The organism is Yoonia sp. BS5-3, from assembly GCF_038069655.2.
GTDB lineage: Bacteria > Pseudomonadota > Alphaproteobacteria > Rhodobacterales > Rhodobacteraceae > Yoonia > Yoonia phaeophyticola.
Genome location: NZ_CP150951.2, coordinates 1557345 through 1576463, shown reverse-complemented (window position 1 = coordinate 1576463; position 19119 = coordinate 1557345). Strand labels below are relative to the sequence as shown.

Sequence of the window (19119 nt, the reverse complement as noted above, 5' to 3'; positions counted from 1 at the left end):
TGCATGCTGAAAGGAAGGGATGATGGTTCGGTTTCTATTACTGTTCATGTTGCTACCCAATCTGCTGATGGCCCAAAGCGATGCAGCCTGCGAAGAGCTGTGGTTTGCGCGTAATGCCATGGCTAGTAGCGCGGGCTATTGCTTTTCCAGCCCGCTTGGACAGGCCGTTTTTGACAATGCCGATTGCACGACCAGCTCGCCTGCTGTGGGGGCCCAGGCAACCATCATGGTAAACCGAATTCTCGCGCAGGAAGCGGATCGAAGCTGCCGGGTGGATACAGATCAGCCCCAGTTTCAAACAATCCGGTGGCCCACCGATCCCCGCCTTGATTTGGCCCTGCGCCTGGATCTGGATGTGCAGCCGCCTGAACCTGCTGATTCCCTGAACGAATTTTCCTGCATGGACCGTGTAGGTGAAGCCGAAACCGTTTTTGCCGCGCCTGATCGCAATGCCCGCGTGCTTGGCGCCTGGCGCCCCGGAGGTGATCTGCGTTTTCAGCATGATATCTTGCTGCAAGACGAAACGCTCGCTTCACTTTTTGAAATTTTTTACGACGAAGGTGCGTTTCCCGGCAGCCGGGGCTGGGTGTTTGGCCATGTGCAAAATGATGATGGACCCGGCGTGGTCGGCTGGCTGTTTCTGCCCCACTCAGAATATCTGGCGCCGCTTGACACGGGCGGCGTTTGCGGGCGGATCGCGGGCTAGTCTTTGGGCCGCGTTAGTGGCACGATTGTTGCGTCAGCCTCGGGCGCGATTTCTGCAAAATCGAAATTATCCAGCCGATGCGCGCGTTTACCCGCTTTTTCGGCTGATATTTTGATATCTTCGATATCTTTCGCCGCCTGCCCAAAATGCCGGTCAAGATTGCCGACCCGCGTCACCAGCCGATCCACATCGCCGCCAAGCAGGCTAAGTTCTTTGCGGATCGCGCCGGTTTGTTCGCGCATCCGCGCATCTTTCAATATGGCCCGCATCGTGTTCAGCGTTGCCATGCATGTCGTCGGTGACACGATCCAGACCCGTTGCGCAAACCCAAAGCGGACCACTTCGGGCAGGCGCGCGTGCAATTCGGCATAGACTGCCTCGGACGGCAAGAACATCAAAGCCCCGTCGGCAGTTTCCCCTTCGATCAGATAATCCTCGGATATCTTTTTGATATGGGTTTTGATCGCGGCCCCAAATGCGCTGAGCGCGCGTTCCCGGTCGGGTTTCGTTTCGGCCGCCATGAGCAGTTCATAGGCCTCCAGCGGGAATTTGGCGTCGATCACAATCGGCCCCGGAGGATTGGGCAGATGCACCAGACAATCGGGCCGCTTGCCGTTGGATAATGTCGCCTGCCAGGAATAACTATCGGCGGGCAGCGCCTTGGACACGATATCCTGCAGTTGGATTTCCCCAAATGCCCCGCGTGTCTGTTTGTTCGACAGGATGTCTTGCAAGGACAGCACGTCACCTGACAGCTTTTCGATATTCGTCTGCGCCTTGTCGATGGTCGCCAGCCGCTCCTGCAATTCGGTCAGGCTTTTGGTTGTCTTTTCGGATGACCCCGTCAGGCTTTCCTTCATCTTGTCCTGCATCTCGGCCATCGCCAATGCGGACCGCCGCTGGCTTTCATGCAACTGATCGGTCATTTGCTGGCGCACTTCGGCCAGCCGCTGTTCCATGTTTTGCAAAACCTGAGACTGCCCGCTGGCCTGCTGTTCGCTGACGGTCTTGATGCTGCCTGCCAGCGTGTGCTGCCCTTGGTTCAGCACCCCGATATCCTGGGCCAGCCGCCCCATCTGCCCGGCCACATATTCCGCCGTCTGCGTCGAACGCCCTGCCCGCCGGACTGTGATGATCAGCAGGATCACGATCAGCAGCGCGATCAGCGCAGCCAGCCCAGTGCCGATCACTGCCGGGTCATCAAATGCATAGCTTTGGTCGCCAATCTGAATCATGTGCGCCCGAACAACCGCTCAATATCGGACAGTTGCAGTTCCACATAGGTCGGCCGCCCGTGATTGCATTGACCTGACAGGGGGGTCGCCTCCATCTCGCGCAGAAGGGCGTTCATCTCGGGGCCCTGCATCCGCCGCCCCGACCGGATTGAGCCATGGCAGGCAACCCGGCTGAGGATCGCGTCGATCTGGGCTTTGACACTGGCGCTTTCACCTTGATCGGCGAGCTCATCAAGAATGTCGCGCAGCATGGCTTGGGCGTTCACCTCGCCCAGAATGGCGGGGGTTTCGCGCACAGCAATCGCCCCGCCGCCAAAGGGTTCCAATGTCAGTCCAAGCTTGGCCAGATCATCTGCGATGCTCATCAAATGCGCCGCTTCTGCTTCGGTCATCTCAACGATTTCAGGGATCAAAAGCGCCTGCGCAGCGACACCATTTTCGGCCATCTGGGTTTTGAGCTTTTCATAAACCAACCGTTCATGGGCAGCGTGCTGATCGACGATCACGATCCCGGTTTCGGTCTGCGCGATGATGTAGTTTTCATGCACCTGCGCGCGTGCGGCGCCAAGGGGCAGATGATCCTGCGCGTTCTCCTCCACCGGTTCAATCCGGGCCGATGGCGCCTCGTTAAAGCCGGGCTGCATCTGGGGCGCCTGCGCCTGAAATGTCATTGAGCGGGCGCTGAAACTGGGCCGATCCATTTGATAAATTGGGGCGCTGGGCTTTTGCGGTTGCATCGCGCCAAGAGTCGCATCGGCCACGGTGGTTGACGCGCGATGCCCAGCCTCGGCCAGCGCGTGGCGCAGGCCTGAGACGATCAAGCCGCGCACGGTGCCGGGATCGCGAAAGCGGACCTCGGACTTGGCCGGATGCACGTTGACGTCCACAAGCGTGGGGTCGCAATCCACGAATAAGGCCGCCACCGGATGCCTGTCCCGCGACAGCACGTCCATATAGGCCGCCCGTAACGCGCCCAGCAGCATCTTGTCCCGCACAGGGCGGCCGTTCACGAACAGGAACTGCGCCACCGCAGCGCCGCGCGAATATGTGGGCAGAGCCGCATAGCCGGTCAGGTGAAACCCCTCGCGTTGGGTGTCGAGACGCAGCGCATTGTCCGCGAAATCGCGGCCCAGAATTGTGCGCAGCCGCCCGTGCAGCGCATCAAATAGATCGCCGGTTTCCGCGTCCGCCCGAAAGGTCGTGCGCTGATCCCCGTTTGAGGTATCGCGCAGGATGAAGGTCACGAAAGGCTCTGCCATGGCCAGTCGTTTGACGACATCGCCAATGGCCTGGCTTTCCGCGCGGTCCGTGCGCAGGAATTTCAGCCGGGCGGGGGTGGCGTAGAACATATCGCGCAGGGTGATGACGGTGCCGCCAGACAGGGCGGCGGGCCGGACCGGCGCGGCACTGCCGCCCGCAACGCTGATCATCGCAGCCTCTTCGCCTGCGGCGCGCGAGGTGATGGTCAAACGACCCACAGCCCCAAGCGATGGCAGCGCCTCGCCCCGGAACCCGAATGAGGTGATGTTCAAAAGGTCAGAGCCATCAATTTTTGAGGTCGCGTGCCGCGACAACGCCATTGGCAAGTCATCCGGCGCAATCCCGCAGCCATCATCGGTCACACGGATCAGCGTCTTGCCGCCATCGGCGATATCAATCTCAATCCGGGCCGCCCCGGCGTCGATGCTGTTCTCGACCAGCTCTTTGACGGCAGAGGCAGGCCGCTCAAGCACTTCGCCGGCTGCAATCCGGTTGATTGCGGCGTCATCAAGCTGCCGGATCACCGGGGGCGCCTTTATCTGGGGGTCTGCGATTGCCATGCCACAAGTTCTAGCATGGCTTTGCCCGATTCTGCGAGGGTGAAAACAAGCTTGATCTTTCCATTATGTAAGTACACACTTACATAAATAGGAGGCATGATATGCGTATTTTGATTGTAGGCGGCACCGGTTTTCTGGGAAAAGCCACGGCCGAGGCAGCGGTTGCGGCCGGGCATCATGTGACGGTCATGACCCGCTCGGGTCGTAACGTGGCTAAGGGTGCCCAAAGCCTGATTGCCGATCGCACTGCCCCATTGCCGGATCTGTCCGGCCAGTTTGATGCAGTGATCGATACCTGTGCCTACGCCCCGGACATGGTGCGCCAATTGGCGCAGGCCGTGGGCTGCGTGCATTATTGCCTGGTGTCGTCCATTTCCGTTTATGATCAGATGACCGTGCCGCAATTTGACGAAAGTGCCCATGCCCCGCCTGCGACCGACGCGGATTTGGCATTGGCAGATGCCGTGCCCGCTGCGTTGCGCGGCAAGGCCGATCCTTATGGTGCAGCTTACGGGCGGCTTAAACGGTCATGCGAGCTGGCGGCAGAAGATGCATTTGCCGGGCGCTGCACGCATATTCGGCTAGGTCTGATCGTGGGGCCGCAGGATTACACCGACCGCTTCACATGGTGGGTGCGCCGTTTAGACCGGGATGGCCTTGCCTATGTGCCGGGACCCGAAGATCGGAACATGCAGATCATCGATGTCCGGGACGCCGCCGCTTTTCTGCTAAAGGCGACGGCAGCCCAGAATTGCGACACGTTTCACCTGACCGGGCAGCCGATGGGTTTTGCCACGATGCTGGCCGGGATTCTGGGCCAGACGGGCAAAGATGTGGCGATCACATATCTTCCCCTTGCGGCCTTCACCGCAGCAGGGCAACGGCATTGGACCGATTTGCCGCTGATCTTGCCCGATGATCCGGCCTTTGCGCAGATGCTGAATGTTTCAACCGCCAAGGCGCAAAAAGCGGGGCTTGTCACGCGCGCCCTGGCTGAAACAGTGCTGTCCGTGCTTGGCTGGGACCGGGCGCGCCGGGATCATCCGCTGATCTGCGGGATGCCCGCTGAGGCCGAGGCGCAGGTTGCAGCAGCGAACGCCGCCCGTTAAACCGCAACCGCTTTGGCCATTTGTGCCAGCCCTGATTTCAGCGTGCGCGCCGCGTCTTCCGGGGTTCCTGCCTCTACATATAGCCGCAGTTCCGGGGCGTTGCCGGAGGGGCGCAAATGGATGATCCGGCCATCATCCAATGTCATCCGCAGCCCATCGAGCGTGTTGATATCCGAGGCTACGCCGCCCAGCCCGGCCACGAATTGGTCGCGCGCATCTGTATCTGCCGTCAAACGCTGCACCAGGGCTTGAGAGCGGGTGACAGGCACCTCTTGCAGCCGGTCAGCGGCGGTGAACCGTGCCGGTTCGGCGGCCGCGCGCGCCGCCAGACCGCCGCCGCGGCTGGCGGTCAAGGTCGCGATCAGGGGCAGTACCGCGTCGCGCGTCATCAAGGGCGGAAGCGGCCCAGTCGGCCCCGCGCCTTCAAAACCAAGCAGAAAGCCGCCATTTGCCTCATACCCAACCACGTCGCCGCCCAGCTGCGCCATACCCGCGATCACAAAGGGCGAGCCGATCTTGGTTGATAAGACCTGCGCAAAACCGCTACGAAAAACCCCCGTATTTGATGAGATCGGCGTGACAACCCGGCGGGCGCCCAGCGCGGCGGCGGTGATTTGGCCCATCAGGTCACCGGGGATGATCGCCCCGTTTTCATCCGCCAGCATTGGTCTGTCCCCGTCACCATCGGTTGAGACAATCGCATCGCACCGATATGCGCCGGCCCATTCTATGAATTGCGCGCGAATATCGGCCGGAACCGCTTCGGTATCGACGGGCACAAACACATCAGAATGGCCCAAGGTCATCACCTCGGCGCCCAAATCGCCCAGCAGCTGGGCCATCAAATCGCGCCCGACCGCACTGTGGGCGTAAAGGCCGATGCGCAGCCCCCGCAAAGCCTGCCCGAAAGCGCCGGTATAACGGGCGATATAGGCCTGAGCCGCGCTGTCATCCCGGTGGATCACACCCGGTTTGGCCGGTTCGGGGGACTGATCTAATGCGGTCAGGATCGCGGTCTCCTCAACTTTGGAAATCTCGCCTTGGGGGGTATAAAATTTAAGCCCATTGCGGTCTGCGGGGATATGGCTGCCTGTGACCATAACGGCCGCGGCGCCTGCCTCAATTGCGACCAAGGCAAGCGCCGGGGTGGGCACGGGGCCACATAATGTGACGTCCACGCCCAAATCGCAGGCCGCTTTTGCAACAGTTTCGGCTAGCCCAGGCGAGGAATTGCGCAAATCATGCGCGATGAAAAGCCCCGTTCCCGTCTCGCAGGATTGTACAAACGCGGTGATATAACGCGTGACGCAATCGGTCGTAAGCTCGGTCACAAGACCGCGCAGACCACTGGTGCCGAACTTGGGTGGCATCGATATATCCTTAGAAAACCTGACCTTACTCTAACGCGGCCTTGGTGTGTTCATCAATCATTCAGAAATCGTTCTAAATACCGTTCAAATTCGTCGCATTTACGCGACTAATTCGTCACGCTTACGAGGAAAATTCACAAAGGTTAAAAGACAAAAAAGGTTTGCATATGCTGCAAATACCCCCTTCTGTTGAGTGAATTCTGCAATAAGAACCGTAAGTTAGCCCTATTTCGATCATGACCATACCGTAGCGGTCCTGCAAACCTGTTCGTAGTTTTTGGGGGCAACTATTAATGCACGAGATTTCGTTCATAAACTACATCACAGCGGAAGCTGATTTAGAATATTCGCTGATCACCGATCTTGAGATCGTCAATGTCGGTGGCACGGATGTTTTGCTCAGCACCACCCGCTTCGACGGCGTTCTCAGCAGCTGGGAGATCGAAGGCGGCACACTTGATCTGATTGATACGGTGGCCTTTGAGGGGGGCGATTTGCCCGGCGGCACCAGCAGCCTGATGCCTGTCACGATTGATGGCGAAACCGGCCTGCTGGTAGGCGGCGCTGTGTCGGGCGAGATGCAGACGATCACGCTGAGCAGCGATGGCAGCTTTGACCCCGCCACCGGGCTTGGCACCGCGGCTGGTTTCCAGAACGGGATTACCGTGACCCTGGGCAGCGGTGCACAGGTGACCTATGGCACGATTGCCGGGCAAAACGGGATCACCCGGTTGGATTTTGACGCCGCAGGCAATCTGCAGGGCTATAGTGCCGTGCCTGCCGTCGCCGATACCTACACCGCCGCGATCAGTACCATGGCCAGCGTCATTGTTGATGGGCAGACATTTCTGATCAGCGCCAGCGGTACGCAGAACGGGATCACCAGCTGGGCCGTTGGCAGTGACGGCAGCCTGAGCGCTGCTGAAAGTCTCGGCAATGATGACGGTCTTTGGATCACCGCCCCAACGGCAATGGAAACCGCGACTGTCGGTGATAGCAGCTTTGTTGTTCTGGCCTCGGCGGGCAGCAGCAGCCTGAGCGTTATGGAAATCGGCGATGACGGCAGCCTGATCATTCGCGAACATCTGATCGACACGTTGGGCACAAGGTTTTCAGGCGTCACCGCCATTGAGGTCATTGAACATAACGGGCGCACCTATGTCATCGCCGGCGGCGCTGATGATGGTCTGTCTATCTTTGTGCTGATGGAGGGCGGACATCTGGTGGCCCAGGCCCATATCGAAGACACGGTTGATATGGGTCTTGATAACATCAGCGCCATCGCGGCCACCGGGCGCGATGATGGGCTGGATATCTATGTGGCCAGCAGCAGCGAAACAGGTGTGACCCAATTGCATTATAGCACGGGCACAGCGGGCATTACTGCAACCGCAACATTGGCGGGCGGTGTGCTGGTGGGCGGCGCCGGCAATGACACGCTTCAGGGTCATGATGGCGATGATGATATCAGTGGCGGCGCCGGTGCGGATATCATCCGCGATGGGCTTGGCAGCGACATCATGACCGGCGGGGCAGGTGCAGATGTATTTATCCTGTCAGCAGATGATGAGATCGACACCATCACCGATTTCACCGTGGGTGAGGATCAGATTGTTTTGTCGCTTTGGCCAATGCTGCGCGACATCAGCCAGCTCACGATCAGCCTGCGCGAAGACGGTATGGAAATTCGGTACGGTAATGAAACCCTGATCGTGCTCAGCGCCGATGGTGGGCCGATTGATTATCGCAATCTGGACAATGCAGACCTGATTGGTGGGCTGCGCCTGCCCCAAGAGATTGAGCCGGGCTATCCCGGCCCAGCAACACCGCCCATTGATCCAAACCCAGGTGATCCTTTGCCTGCCGATGACAGCGGCGATACATCCATGCTGACCGGCACCGCTGTACTGGCGTCTGGCAATCTGGATGTTTTGCGCGATGCGTTGACGGGCACCAGCCCGGTAGCGGACACGGCTGGCGCGATCAGTGGCGGCGCTGCCGCCGACCAGATCGATGGCAGCGACGAGGACGATGTTGTCATGTCAGGCAGCGGCGACGATATGGTCCATGGTGGTAGCGGCGATGACACCCTGTTGGGGCGCGGCGGCAACGATACGCTGATGGGCGAAGCGGGCGCGGATATCATTCTGGGCGGCGCGGGCGACGATGTTCTGGATGGCGGCACCGGGAACGATCTTTTGATGGGCGGCGCCGGTGCGGATACTTTTATCTTCAACGGCGGCGAAGATGTGATTGAGGATTTTGAGCAAGGGCTTGATACGATCACATTGGATGGATCGCTTTGGACTGGCCTGACCTCGGCTGCGGATGTCCTGATGGTTTACGGCAGCGTTGACGGCACCACCGTCACCATTGATCTTGAAGACGGGAATGTCCTTGAAATCTATGGCGTTGATGATTTCAGCACGCTGGCCGATGACATGGCTTTATTCTGAAACAAAGCTCGACACAGTCGAATACACATTCACGGCCGTCAATGCCGCGCCAAGCGCGCTTTCGGTGCCGTAGACCAAATCATTGTCCTGCAACATGAAATTCCCGGCCGAGAACAGACCATCCGCCGAAGTCAGATCGATGACAAAGACCACCCGATCACGCGGTGGACCGCTTTGATCAGTACGGATCTCTGACAGGTCATATTCCCGCATGATCAGAATGCCTTCAGGGTTCGCGCGCCCGTCCGAGACACCGCCGATAATCGCCATGGCCTCAAGCGCGGACAGGTCTTGCTTGGTGAAGTCATGCACAGCTTCCACCCCGGTGGCGCCCAGCGAAATGAACTGCCGTTCGTCGCCCAAAACGATGATCCGGTCACCGCCGCGAACGGTCGCGTTTAGTCCGGGTTCCTTCAAAAGACGGTCATAAGGCACACCATAGGTCCGCCCGTCCCGGATCAGGCGGAGATGCGGGTTCAACAGCGACCCATCCACCCCGCCGCCCATCGAAAGCAGATCAAGCAGTTTGAAATTCCGGTCGGGCAATTCATAAAGGCCCGTGCCATTCACACCTGCAACCAGATTGGCGGTATTCAGGCGCCCCGGCTCAACATTCAGCTGCACCTGAACCGAAGGAATTGTGCGCACCAGCTCTTCTTCGATCCGGGCGCGGGCCGTGTCGGGGGACATGCCCGCGATCCGCAATTCGCCGATATAGGGCACAAAAATCCGGCCCGTCGTGCTGACCTGCGTTTCCTGCAGGGCAGTCTGACGTTGCCCGGTTCCGGCCAGCAGTGAATTTTCCTCAGCATCCCAGATCGTCAGCTGTACCCGGTCGCCCGCCGCGATAATCAGCGATGCCGGTTGTTCTTGCGCCGCGATCCAAGGGTAGGATTGCACGTCACTGCGTGGCCAGGATTGCAGCAGCGGCAAGGTTTCGCGGGTGACCTCATAGACCTCGAAATCATAGACGGCCGGTTCGCCCTCTTCGCGGTTGCCCGCATTTGAAGCGGCTAAGACTTCAGACTGAAAACCAGCGCCGCGCGGAAGACCGCAACCCGCAACAGCAACACATAACAGGGGCGCGACGATACGAAATAATTTCAAACCGAGTGATTCCTTTGGCAGCGTGCGGGCAATTTACACGGTGCAGATGTGGAACACCAACTGGCTGATTATGTGGGGCGTCTGTTTTGCGCACAGACCACATACATAAGGCGTATGTACGGCAATACCGTCCTAACTAGAAATCGATCGCCAGGCCCTTTTTTTCCCAATCGCCATAGCGCACAGGTTCAGGTCCGTCGCGCCCGCCCAGTTCGACCGGCAAGGCCTCTTTTGCCGCCTTGCGCCGCTCTTCAGCCTCAGCAAGGGCCCGCTTTGCGGCGGGCGGTAGATCGTCCTTTTGGTCATCGGCCATGGTGGGCTCTCCTTGTCGGCGCTACAGGTTTGATATACGGCCCTGCTACCCAGCTTCAAGAGATTTGCCATGAAACAAACAGGTCTGCCCGCCCGCCGCACTGCCCATCATTTGCTGATGGAGATCACCGGCGCGGGCCGTTTGATGCACGAGTTGATTGCAGGCGGGGCCCTGACCCAGCTTGCCAATGAGGATCGCGCCCGCGCTCAGCGCCTTGCGACTGAGGCCTTGCGCGGCCTCGACCGGGCGGATCGGATGCTGAAACCTTACCTGAAAAAGACCCCGCCGGATCATGTCATGAATGCCTTGCGCCTTGGCGTGATTGAGCTGTGCAGCGGCGAGGCGGCCCATGGCGTTGTGAATGCTTATGTCGAAATCGTCGGGCGCAACAAACGCACCCAGGCCATGAAGGGGCTGACCAATGCGGTCCTGCGCAAAATCGCGGATGAGGGCCAGGCCGGTTGGGAAAAACGTGCGGTCCCGCTGACCCCCGGCTGGCTGCGTCAACCCTTGGTCGCGGCGTGGGGCCGCGCGGCGGTCGCAGGGATGGAGGCTGCGCATTTTGCGGGCGCTCCGCTTGATCTGACCGCCAAGACCGACCCCGATGCTGTGGCCAAAGCGACGGGCGGCACGGTGCTGCCAACGGGATCGGTCAGGTTGATGGCCCAGGGCCAGGTTTCGGCGCTGCCCGGCTACGAGACGGGTGATTGGTGGGTACAAGACGCGGCGGCGGCCATCCCGGTCAAAGTGCTGGGCGATGTGACCGGATTAAAGGTACTTGACCTCTGCGCGGCACCGGGCGGCAAAGCGCTGCAACTGGCCGCAGGCGGCGCCGACGTCACAGCGGTTGATATGTCCGCGCGGCGCATGGCGCGGGTGTCAGAAAACCTTGCCCGTGTGGGGCTGACGGCGCAGACCCATGTCAGCGATGCTTTCGCATTTGAGACGACAGGCTTTGATGCCGTACTGCTGGACGCGCCCTGTTCTGCCACAGGTACCATCCGGCGGCATCCCGATTTGCCCTATGCCAAGGACGGGTCCGAATTTGGCGCGCTCATTGCACAGCAAGAGGTGATGATCGACCACGCGCTTGGCCTGCTCAAACCCGGGGGGCGTTTGGTTTTCTGTACCTGTTCGCTGCTGCCCGATGAGGGCGAAGTGCAAGTGGAAGAGGCGCTGGCGCGACATCCCGATCTGCGCGTAGACCGGGACGCGCTGAACATCCCCGGCATTGCGCCTGAGTGGCTGACCGAAGAGGGCGGCTTGCGACTGCGCCCTGACTATTGGCCCGATCTGGGTGGGATGGATGGGTTCTATCTAGCCGTTTTGACCAAACCCCCCAGCGCTTTTCACTGAATCTTAGGCGATTGCCGCCATACAGCAGGGGATTTTGGGGGTAATGCGATGAAATTCTTCCTGCGTGCTGTGGCCTTTGGCGGCGTTGTCATCGCATTGATTGCGGTGATCATTTGGTTCAGCGTCAATACAGCCGTGGACCGGGTGATCGCGCGTGATGCGGTGGATAAGGCCCATCATTGGGGCGATTATGCTGTCGATAGCATTCCCGATTTGACAACGCTTGTGCAAACTGGCCTGCCGAACGAAGAACAACGCGAAGTGATCCGCAAAATTCGCGTGCTCGGTGATGTATTTCGCTTCAAACTATTTGACGCGCAGGGCCGACTGTCTTTGGTGTCGGACGAAACCAATATCATCGATCCTGATGGTATCGCTGCGATCGAAGATCCCGAACCAATGCAGGTCGCACAAACGGGTATCCCAATTATCGAAGTCTTTGACGGCACTGCCAAACCGGATCGGCCCGATCTTTATGCCGAGGCATATATTCCATTGACTGACGACAATGGGCAGGTGGTGGGCGTTGTTGAGGTTTATGTCAATCAAACCGCGAAGCAGACCTATTTTCAGGACAGTTTTCGTACATTTGGCCTGATGTTGATTGGCTTTATTACCATTGTCTTTACAGGCCCGATGGTGGCCTTTTGGCTTCAGCGCATTTTGACACGAAGATCAGAAAAGACCGCGGAATTTCTAGCGCGTTTCGACCCGCTCACCGGCTTACAAAACAGACGCGAATTCATGTTTCAGGCCGCAGAACTGGCACAGACTGATCACAGTTCCGTTCTATGTTTCATAGATCTCGATAATTTCAAAAGTATCAACGACAAACACGGGCATGCAGGCGGTGACAGCTATCTGGTACATGTATCAGACGTGTTGCGGAAGAACTGCCGGAACGGGGATTTGTTGGCGCGGCTTGGTGGCGATGAATTCGTCATCATCTTTCGCGATACCGAAATCGGGGAAACAATCCCAAAAATCCGCAGTATTCTGGCCGAATGCGCCGCAGAAATCGAAATTGAGGCCAGCAGACTGCAAGGCTCTGTCAGCATCGGCGTTGCAGCTTTGCGAAGTGGCGACGATCTTGATCAGATACTCAGCAATGCGGATGCTGCACTTTACCATGTCAAAGCGTCCGGGCGGAATGACTTTGCCGTCTACGGCAAGGAAATGGGCGAAGAACGCCGCAAGCGGCACGCGCTTGAAACCAGGCTGCGGAAAGCAACTGCGGAATGCGATTTTGAGCTCCATTATCAGCCACTTGTTGGTGGAAAAGATGGTGAGGTTATCGGATATGAGGCTTTGCTACGCTTATCCGATGAAAAGGGGGAACCGATCCCGCCCAGTATCTTTATTCCCTTGGCCGAAGAGCTGGGATTGATTGATGACATTGGGCGTTGGGTCATCAATACGGCGACACAAACAATGGCCCTTTGTGCCAAAGACCGGACGCTCGCGATCAACATCTCAACCGTCCAGTTCCAATCGGGTGAGCTGATCAATATTGTCAAAGACGCGCTGCGCGCATCTGGTTTCCCAGCGCGTCATCTGGAACTTGAGATTACGGAATCTCTTTTGCTTGAAGATAGCACAAGCGTTGAGATGCAAATCGACACGCTCAAAGACATGGGCATTGCGCTTGCGATGGATGATTTTGGCACCGGATTCTCAAGCCTTAGCTACCTTTGGAAATACGGATTTGATCGGCTCAAGATTGATCGGTCCTTTGTCACCGCGTTGGAATATCATCCAGATCGGTCACGCGAAATCATTGAGACCGTCGTGCTGTTGGGCAGCAAACTTGGGATGAAAATCACCGCTGAAGGTGTCGAAACCGCAGCCCAGGCCGACCTTTTGTCCGTCTTGGGCTGCGATGTGCTGCAAGGCTATCACTTTGGCCTTGCGCGCCCGGCCGACGTTATCGCGGCGCATACCCTGCCAGACAATATCAAAGCTGCGGGCTAGGGACAGGCGCGTATGTACAGCGTATGTACAGGTTCCGTACGCGATCTTGCAGCGTGTTTTATTCGCCGGCGACCAGATCAGGCTGCCCCGCATGATAGGGGCAGGCCACCAGATGACTGCCGCCAATATCGTCAAAAACGGGGACCCTTTCCGCGCAGGATGGTTTCGCTTTGGGGCAGCGCGTTCGGAAAACGCAGCCCGATGGCGGGTTCAACGGCGAGGGTAGCTCACCTTCCAAAATCGGACGCGGGCGTTCACGCTCAAGCACCGGGTCAGGGATCGGCACCGAGGCGATCAGCGCCTGACTATAAGGATGCTCTGGCGCGGTGGTCAGCACCTGGCTATCGGCCATTTCCATCACGCGTCCCAGATACAGAACCAAAATCCGGTCACTGATATGCTTTACCACGCTGAGGTCATGGGCGATGAAGATCATCGATAACCCCATATCCCGTTGTAATTCCATCAACAAATTGATGACTTGCGCCTGCACGGAGACATCAAGCGCCGATACCGGCTCATCGCAGATCAGCAGCTTGGGGCGCAAGATCAGGGCGCGGGCGATCCCGATCCGCTGGCATTGCCCACCAGAAAATTCATGCGGATAACGGTTGATCAGATTAGGCAGCAGGCCCACCCGTTCCATGAGCGCGGCAACGCGCTTTTTGACCTCTTTGCGGGGTGTATTGGGCTCATGGGTGATCAGCGGCTCTGCGATGATCTCGCCCACTGTCATACGCGGGTTCAGCGCGGCCAGCGGGTCTTGAAAAATCATCTGCACATCACGGCGATGCACCCGCCGTTGGCGCGGGTCCATATTGGCCAGATCGGCGCCTTCAAACAGGATATTCCCCGATGTTGACGGGATGGTGCCGACAATTGCCCGCGCCAAGGTCGATTTTCCAGACCCGGATTCGCCAACAATTCCAAGGCATTGCCCGGCTTCTAAATCGAACGACACTTCGGATACCGCATGCAGCTTGCGCGGCGCTGTCCAGGGCCAGGCGCCGGGCATGCGGATATCGAATGCGACAGACAGATCGCGAACAGAAAGCAGATTTGACATCACGCCACCTCTTGCGCTGGCAGATGGCAGGCGCGGCGCCGATCGCCTGCCGCAGCCAGCGCCGGGCGCTTGGCCGGGCAATGGTCCAGAACCTGCGCGCAACGCGGTGAGAACGGACAGCCTGGCGGCAAGCTGGACATATCCGGCGGTTCACCCGCGATTGTTGCGAGCGTTTTTGCATCCCGGTCCAGCCGCGGGACAGCCTTGAGCAGACCGCTGGTATAGGGGTGCTGAGGCGTTGCGAAAATATCGTCGGTGCGGCCTTCTTCCATAATCTGGCCGCCATACATCACGAGGGTGCGGTCACAAAAACCGGCAACGATGCCAAGGTCATGCGTGATCAGGATCACCGCTGTTCCAAAGTCCCGCCGGATATCGGCAAGCAATTGCATGATCTGCGCCTGCACGGTGACATCCAGCGCGGTTGTCGGCTCATCTGCGATCAAAAGCCGGGGCTGGCAGAGTAGCGACATCGCGATCATGATCCGTTGGCGCATCCCGCCCGAAAACTCATGCGGAAACATCGTCACCCGCGCCTGCGCATCCGGGATGCGGACCGCATCCAGCATGCGCACCGCCTCGGCCACTGCGGCAGATTTGCTGAGCCCCTGATGCAGCATCAGCACCTCGGCCATCTGATCGCTGACCCGCAAATAGGGGTTCAGTGAGGTCATCGGATCCTGAAAGATCATCGCCATATCTTTGCTGCGGATCTTGTTAAACTGGCGCTGTGTCATGCTGAGCAGGTCTTGGCCGTCAAAGCGGGCGATACCCTGCGCGCGCCCATTTTTGGCCAATAGCCCCATGGCGGCAAAGGCTGTCTGGCTTTTGCCCGACCCGGATTCGCCCACGATCGCCAGGGTCTCGCCCTTATCAATGGCAAAGCTGACCCCATTGACCGCATTCACGGGCCCATCAGCGGTGTTGAAGGTGACCGAGAGGTCTTCGATTTCCAAAAGGCTCATCTCTAACGATCCTTTGGGTCAAGCGCGTCACGCAGCCCATCGCCAACAAAGAAGAAGGCGAAGATGGTGACGACGAAAAAGAATAACGGGAAGGCGATCTGCCAATGATAGCCAAATTGCATATTGCGTGACCCTTCGTTGATCAGCGCCCCCAGCGAGGTTGCCGGTTCCTGCACGCCAAGCCCCAGAAAGCTGATGAAGCTTTCGAAGATGATCATGTTCGGCACCAAAAGCGTGGCATAGACGATCACAATTCCCAGCAGGTTCGGCACGATATGCCGCAGAATAATGCGGATTGGATGCACACCCGTGGCGACGGCGACCTCAACAAATTCCTTGTTTTTGATCGTCAGCGTCTGCCCCCGCGCAATCCGCGCCATATCAAGCCAGGAAATCAACCCGATCCCCAAAAACAGCATGAAAATGGATCGCCCGAAGATCACCAGCATCAGGATCAGGACAAACATGAATGGGATCGACATCAGCACGTCCACCGTCCGCATCATGATCCCATCAACACGCCCGCCAAAATAGCCGGCGCTGGCCCCGTAGAGCGTGCCGACGATCACAGCGACCAGCGCCCCAACGACACCAACCATCAGCGAAATGCCCGTCCCCTGCACCGTGCGCGCATATAGATCGCGCCCGTTGCTGTCGGTTCCGAAATAATGCCCCGTTTCAATGGATGGCACGCCCAGATAGGCGTTGCTGCCGATCAGTGAAAAATCGACATAGTCATTTTCATATTGCGCGATCGCCCCGCCAAACAAGGCGAAGGCGGCGATAAGGCCCAGGCAGATCAGCGACACCACGGCGGCCTTGTTCCGAAAGAACCGCGCCCGCGCATCCGCCCAAAGCGAGCGGCCCTTGACCTCGGCCAATTGCATCGCGTCGCCCACGCCTTCAACTGCGGCTTTATTGGGAAACATCAGACAGCCCCCTTAATAGCGGATTTTGGGGTCGATCCAGGCGTAGAGGATATCGACCACAAGGTTGAACAGGATCGTCAGGGTCCCCACCAGGATGGTGATCCCCATGATGACCGAATAGTCGCGGTTAAACGCCGAGTTCACAAAGAACTGCCCGATCCCGCCTGTTGAGAAAAAGACATCAATGATCACCGACCCGGTGATCATTCCCACAAAGGCTGGCCCCAGATAGGACAGCACCGGCAGCATGGCTGGTTTCATCGCATGTCGCCAGATTACCCGGCGCATCGGCAGCCCTTTGGCCCGTGCGGTCCGAATGAAATTGGTGTTCAGCACCTCAAGCATCGAAGACCGCGTGATCCGCGCGATCGAGGCCATGTAGGATGTGGACAGCGCAATCACCGGCATGATCAGGAACTGCCATTGCCCCCCATTCCAGCCGCCCCCCGGCAGCCACCCAAGCCACAGCGTAAAGATCAACAAAAGGATCGGCGCCATCACGAAATTAGGCAGCACCTGCGCCCCGATTGACGCCCCAACCGCAAGGTAATCAAGCCATGAGTTCTGTTTGATCGCCGCCGCCACCCCCAAGGACACCCCAACCGTGACGGCCACCACAAATGACCAGAACCCATAGGTCAGTGTGACCGGAAAGCCTTGGGCGATCACGTCATTGACGCTGCGATCCTTGTATTGAAAGGACGGGCCAAAGTCGAACTGGGTCACAACGCCGACCACGTAGTTCACAATTTGCTTCCAGAACGGTTGGTCCAGCCCGTATTTCGCCTCGATATTGGCCAGCACTTCGGGCGGCAGGGGGCGTTCGGAATTGAACGGCCCGCCGGGGGCTGCATACATCAGGATGAAGGACAGGACGACCAATATCAAAAGGGTCGGGATGGCCACGGCAAGGCGGCGGATCACAAAGCTTAGCATGTGTCAGGGGTCCAAACAGAATGGGAAAACCGCGCCCAAAAGGATCGGGCGCGGTTTATCACGCGATGTGATTATTCAGCGACTTTATACAGCTCGCGTGAATACCATTTCTGTTGGAAGTTCTCGTAGGGCCAGCCCTCGACCTCATTGTCGAGCATATAGGCCGCCGCATAGTGATAGATCGGGATGATTGGCACATCCTGGCTGATGATTTGCTCAACCTGGGTGTAAGCCGCTTGTGGATCAGCGGCTGTCTTGGCCTCGGCTAGCAACGCGTCAACGTCGGGGTTGTTGTATTTAGCATCGTTGTAGCCAGAACCTGAATCCATCAGATCAAGGAAGGTCGATGCCTCATTATAATCGGCGCACCAGCCTGCGCGGGCGATTTCATAGTCCTGGTTGCCCCGTGTTTCGAGGAAAGTCTGCCATTCCTGATTGGCCAGTTCCGTCTGCACACCCAAGGTCTGCTGCCACATCTGCGTGATCGCAATCGCGACCGACCGGTGCGCTTCGGAGGTGTTGAAGATCAGGTTCACCGACAATGGATTGTCGGGGCCATAGCCCGCCTCGGCCATCAGTTCTTTGGCCATCTCGTCACGGGCGGATTGCTCCATCGTGGAAATGGGTGTTTCGGGGGTTTCAAACCCGGCTGTCGCCCAATGCGTAAAGGTGTAGGCCGCGACCTGGCCACCTGCCAGTACGTTATTGACGATCACGTCGCGGTTGACCGCTAGCGACAGCGCCTGGCGTACTTTGGGATCAAGCAAGGCGGGGTTGGCCGTATCTGTCAGGTTGATCGTGTAATAGTAGGAACATGCCTCTGGCACGGACATGATGTCGTCTGGATATTCGCTTTCAAGTCTTGGGTACTGTCCTGCGGGTACATGGGTCCGGTCTAGTTCACCGGCCAAAAAGCGTGTCAAAGCCACGTTCTCATCAGGGATCACAAGTGACACTGTCTTTTCGATGATCGTATTTTCGTTGTCCCAGTACATTTCATTGCGTTCGCGGACCAGCCGTTCTTGCGGCACATGCTCGGTCAGGACATAGGCACCGTTCGAGACCATATTTTCAGGTTTCGTCCATTCGCTGCCGAAAGCTTCGACCGTGGCCTGATGTACTGGGAAAAGCGTATAGTGGGTTGTCATATCCGGGAAATAGGGCAGCGGCTGTGTCAACCGGATTTCCAGCGTGGTGTCATCAATCGCCGTGATACCCAGCGCGGACGGGTCCATGTCACCGGCCAGAACCTCGGCTGCGTTTTCAACCGTCGTCAGTTCGATATACCAGCTATAGGGCGAGCCCAGCTCGGGCGATGCTGCCCGCTTCCACCCATATTCAAAATCCGCCGCCGTGACCGGATCGCCATTTGACCATTTGGCATCGTCCCGCAGCGTGAAAGTGTACACTAGGTTATCGTCGCTAACCGTATGGCTAAGCGCCACCCCGGGCACCAGATTACCTGCTGAATCGTGGTTATACAGACCTTCAAAAAGGTCGCGAATGATATCCCCACCTGCGCTGTCTTCGGCCATACCCGGATCGATGGACGGGCTTTCGTCCAGATCGCGATAGGTGAAGGTCTGATCCGATGCCAGCGTTTCGCCGGTTTCGGGATGTGTGGCGTGCCCATCGGCCCAAATCGCCCCGGATGAGGCAATCAGCAAGGCTGAGGTCGTCGCAAGTAGCTTGGTTTTCAATGTCATGGCTATCTCCCTGTTCGTTGCATCTTTTGGCGATGCAATCATTTGATGGCTTTGCGCTTAGGTTGCGCAGATGT

Annotated in this window: 15 protein-coding genes; 5 read left to right on the top strand and 10 right to left on the bottom strand. The window is 58.2% G+C overall.

Translation table 11 applies throughout. The features are described 5' to 3' along the window. Positions 1-19: 19 nt before the first annotated feature. Positions 20-706, top strand: coding sequence for a YARHG domain-containing protein (locus AABB29_RS08015; protein WP_341367433.1), 687 nt, complete (start codon positions 20-22; stop codon positions 704-706). On the opposite strand, the gene AABB29_RS08010 is transcribed toward AABB29_RS08015, so the two are convergent. Both AABB29_RS08010 and mutL read right to left on the bottom strand, forming a co-directional pair. Beyond that, complete coding sequence (locus tag AABB29_RS08010) at positions 703-1941, bottom strand: DNA recombination protein RmuC (RefSeq protein WP_341367434.1); 1239 nt, start codon at positions 1939-1941, stop codon at positions 703-705. The genes AABB29_RS08015 and AABB29_RS08010 overlap by 4 nt on opposite strands. Then, positions 1938-3761 carry a DNA mismatch repair endonuclease MutL gene (mutL, locus tag AABB29_RS08005; RefSeq protein ID WP_341367435.1) on the bottom strand — a complete coding sequence of 608 codons (1824 nt, stop codon included), beginning with the start codon at positions 3759-3761 and terminating at the stop codon, positions 1938-1940. The genes AABB29_RS08010 and mutL overlap by 4 nt, the downstream gene beginning before the upstream one ends. Before the next feature lie 101 nt (positions 3762-3862). On the opposite strand from mutL, the gene AABB29_RS08000 reads away from it, so the two are divergent. After that, positions 3863-4870: an NAD-dependent epimerase/dehydratase family protein gene (locus AABB29_RS08000; protein ID WP_341367436.1), complete on the top strand. Its 1008-nt coding sequence runs from the start codon at positions 3863-3865 to the stop codon at positions 4868-4870. Here the strand turns inward: AABB29_RS08000 and AABB29_RS07995 are convergent. Then, complete coding sequence (locus AABB29_RS07995) at positions 4867-6240, bottom strand: phosphomannomutase (RefSeq protein WP_341367437.1); 1374 nt, start codon at positions 6238-6240, stop codon at positions 4867-4869. The genes AABB29_RS08000 and AABB29_RS07995 overlap by 4 nt on opposite strands. A gap of 293 nt (positions 6241-6533) precedes the next feature. Between AABB29_RS07995 and AABB29_RS07990 the strand changes: the two genes are divergently transcribed. Continuing rightward, positions 6534-8696, top strand: a complete 2163-nt coding sequence (locus tag AABB29_RS07990) for a calcium-binding protein (protein WP_341367438.1) — start codon at positions 6534-6536, stop codon at positions 8694-8696. On the opposite strand, the gene AABB29_RS07985 is transcribed toward AABB29_RS07990, so the two are convergent. Next, the gene (locus AABB29_RS07985) at positions 8688-9803 is read right to left on the bottom strand and encodes a polysaccharide biosynthesis/export family protein (RefSeq protein WP_373636867.1); all 1116 of its coding nucleotides are present in this window, start codon (positions 9801-9803) and stop codon (positions 8688-8690) included. The two genes, AABB29_RS07990 and AABB29_RS07985, sit on opposite strands and share 9 nt — an antisense overlap. Positions 9804-9939: 136 nt before the next feature. Beyond that, the gene (locus AABB29_RS07980; protein ID WP_341367440.1) at positions 9940-10116 is read right to left on the bottom strand and encodes a DUF1674 domain-containing protein; all 177 of its coding nucleotides are present in this window, start codon (positions 10114-10116) and stop codon (positions 9940-9942) included. Positions 10117-10185: 69 nt separating this feature from the next. Here AABB29_RS07980 and AABB29_RS07975 point away from each other — a divergent pair, with 69 nt between their 5' ends. Continuing rightward, positions 10186-11472, top strand: a complete 1287-nt coding sequence (locus AABB29_RS07975) for an RsmB/NOP family class I SAM-dependent RNA methyltransferase (RefSeq protein ID WP_341367441.1) — start codon at positions 10186-10188, stop codon at positions 11470-11472. A 48-nt stretch (positions 11473-11520) separates the two neighbouring features. Continuing rightward, positions 11521-13443, top strand: coding sequence for an EAL domain-containing protein (locus AABB29_RS07970; protein WP_341367442.1), 1923 nt, complete (start codon positions 11521-11523; stop codon positions 13441-13443). 58 nt (positions 13444-13501) lie between these two features. On the opposite strand, the gene AABB29_RS07965 is transcribed toward AABB29_RS07970, so the two are convergent. The 5 genes from AABB29_RS07965 to AABB29_RS07945 form a co-directional block, all read right to left on the bottom strand. Beyond that, positions 13502-14509 (bottom strand): oligopeptide/dipeptide ABC transporter ATP-binding protein, encoded by a 1008-nt coding sequence (locus AABB29_RS07965; protein ID WP_341367443.1) that lies wholly within the window; start codon positions 14507-14509, stop codon positions 13502-13504. Further along, positions 14509-15474: an oligopeptide/dipeptide ABC transporter ATP-binding protein gene (locus tag AABB29_RS07960; RefSeq protein ID WP_341367444.1), complete on the bottom strand. Its 966-nt coding sequence runs from the start codon at positions 15472-15474 to the stop codon at positions 14509-14511. The genes AABB29_RS07965 and AABB29_RS07960 overlap by 1 nt, the downstream gene beginning before the upstream one ends. A 2-nt stretch (positions 15475-15476) precedes the next feature. Further along, positions 15477-16403, bottom strand: coding sequence for an ABC transporter permease subunit (locus AABB29_RS07955; protein WP_341367445.1), 927 nt, complete (start codon positions 16401-16403; stop codon positions 15477-15479). Between the two features lie 12 nt (positions 16404-16415). Further along, positions 16416-17339, bottom strand: coding sequence for an oligopeptide ABC transporter permease OppB (gene oppB / locus AABB29_RS07950; RefSeq protein ID WP_341367446.1), 924 nt, complete (start codon positions 17337-17339; stop codon positions 16416-16418). Between the two features lie 71 nt (positions 17340-17410). Further along, entirely contained in the window at positions 17411-19045 is a 1635-nt protein-coding gene (locus AABB29_RS07945) for a peptide ABC transporter substrate-binding protein (protein ID WP_341367447.1), read from the bottom strand. Positions 19046-19119 lie beyond the last annotated feature (74 nt).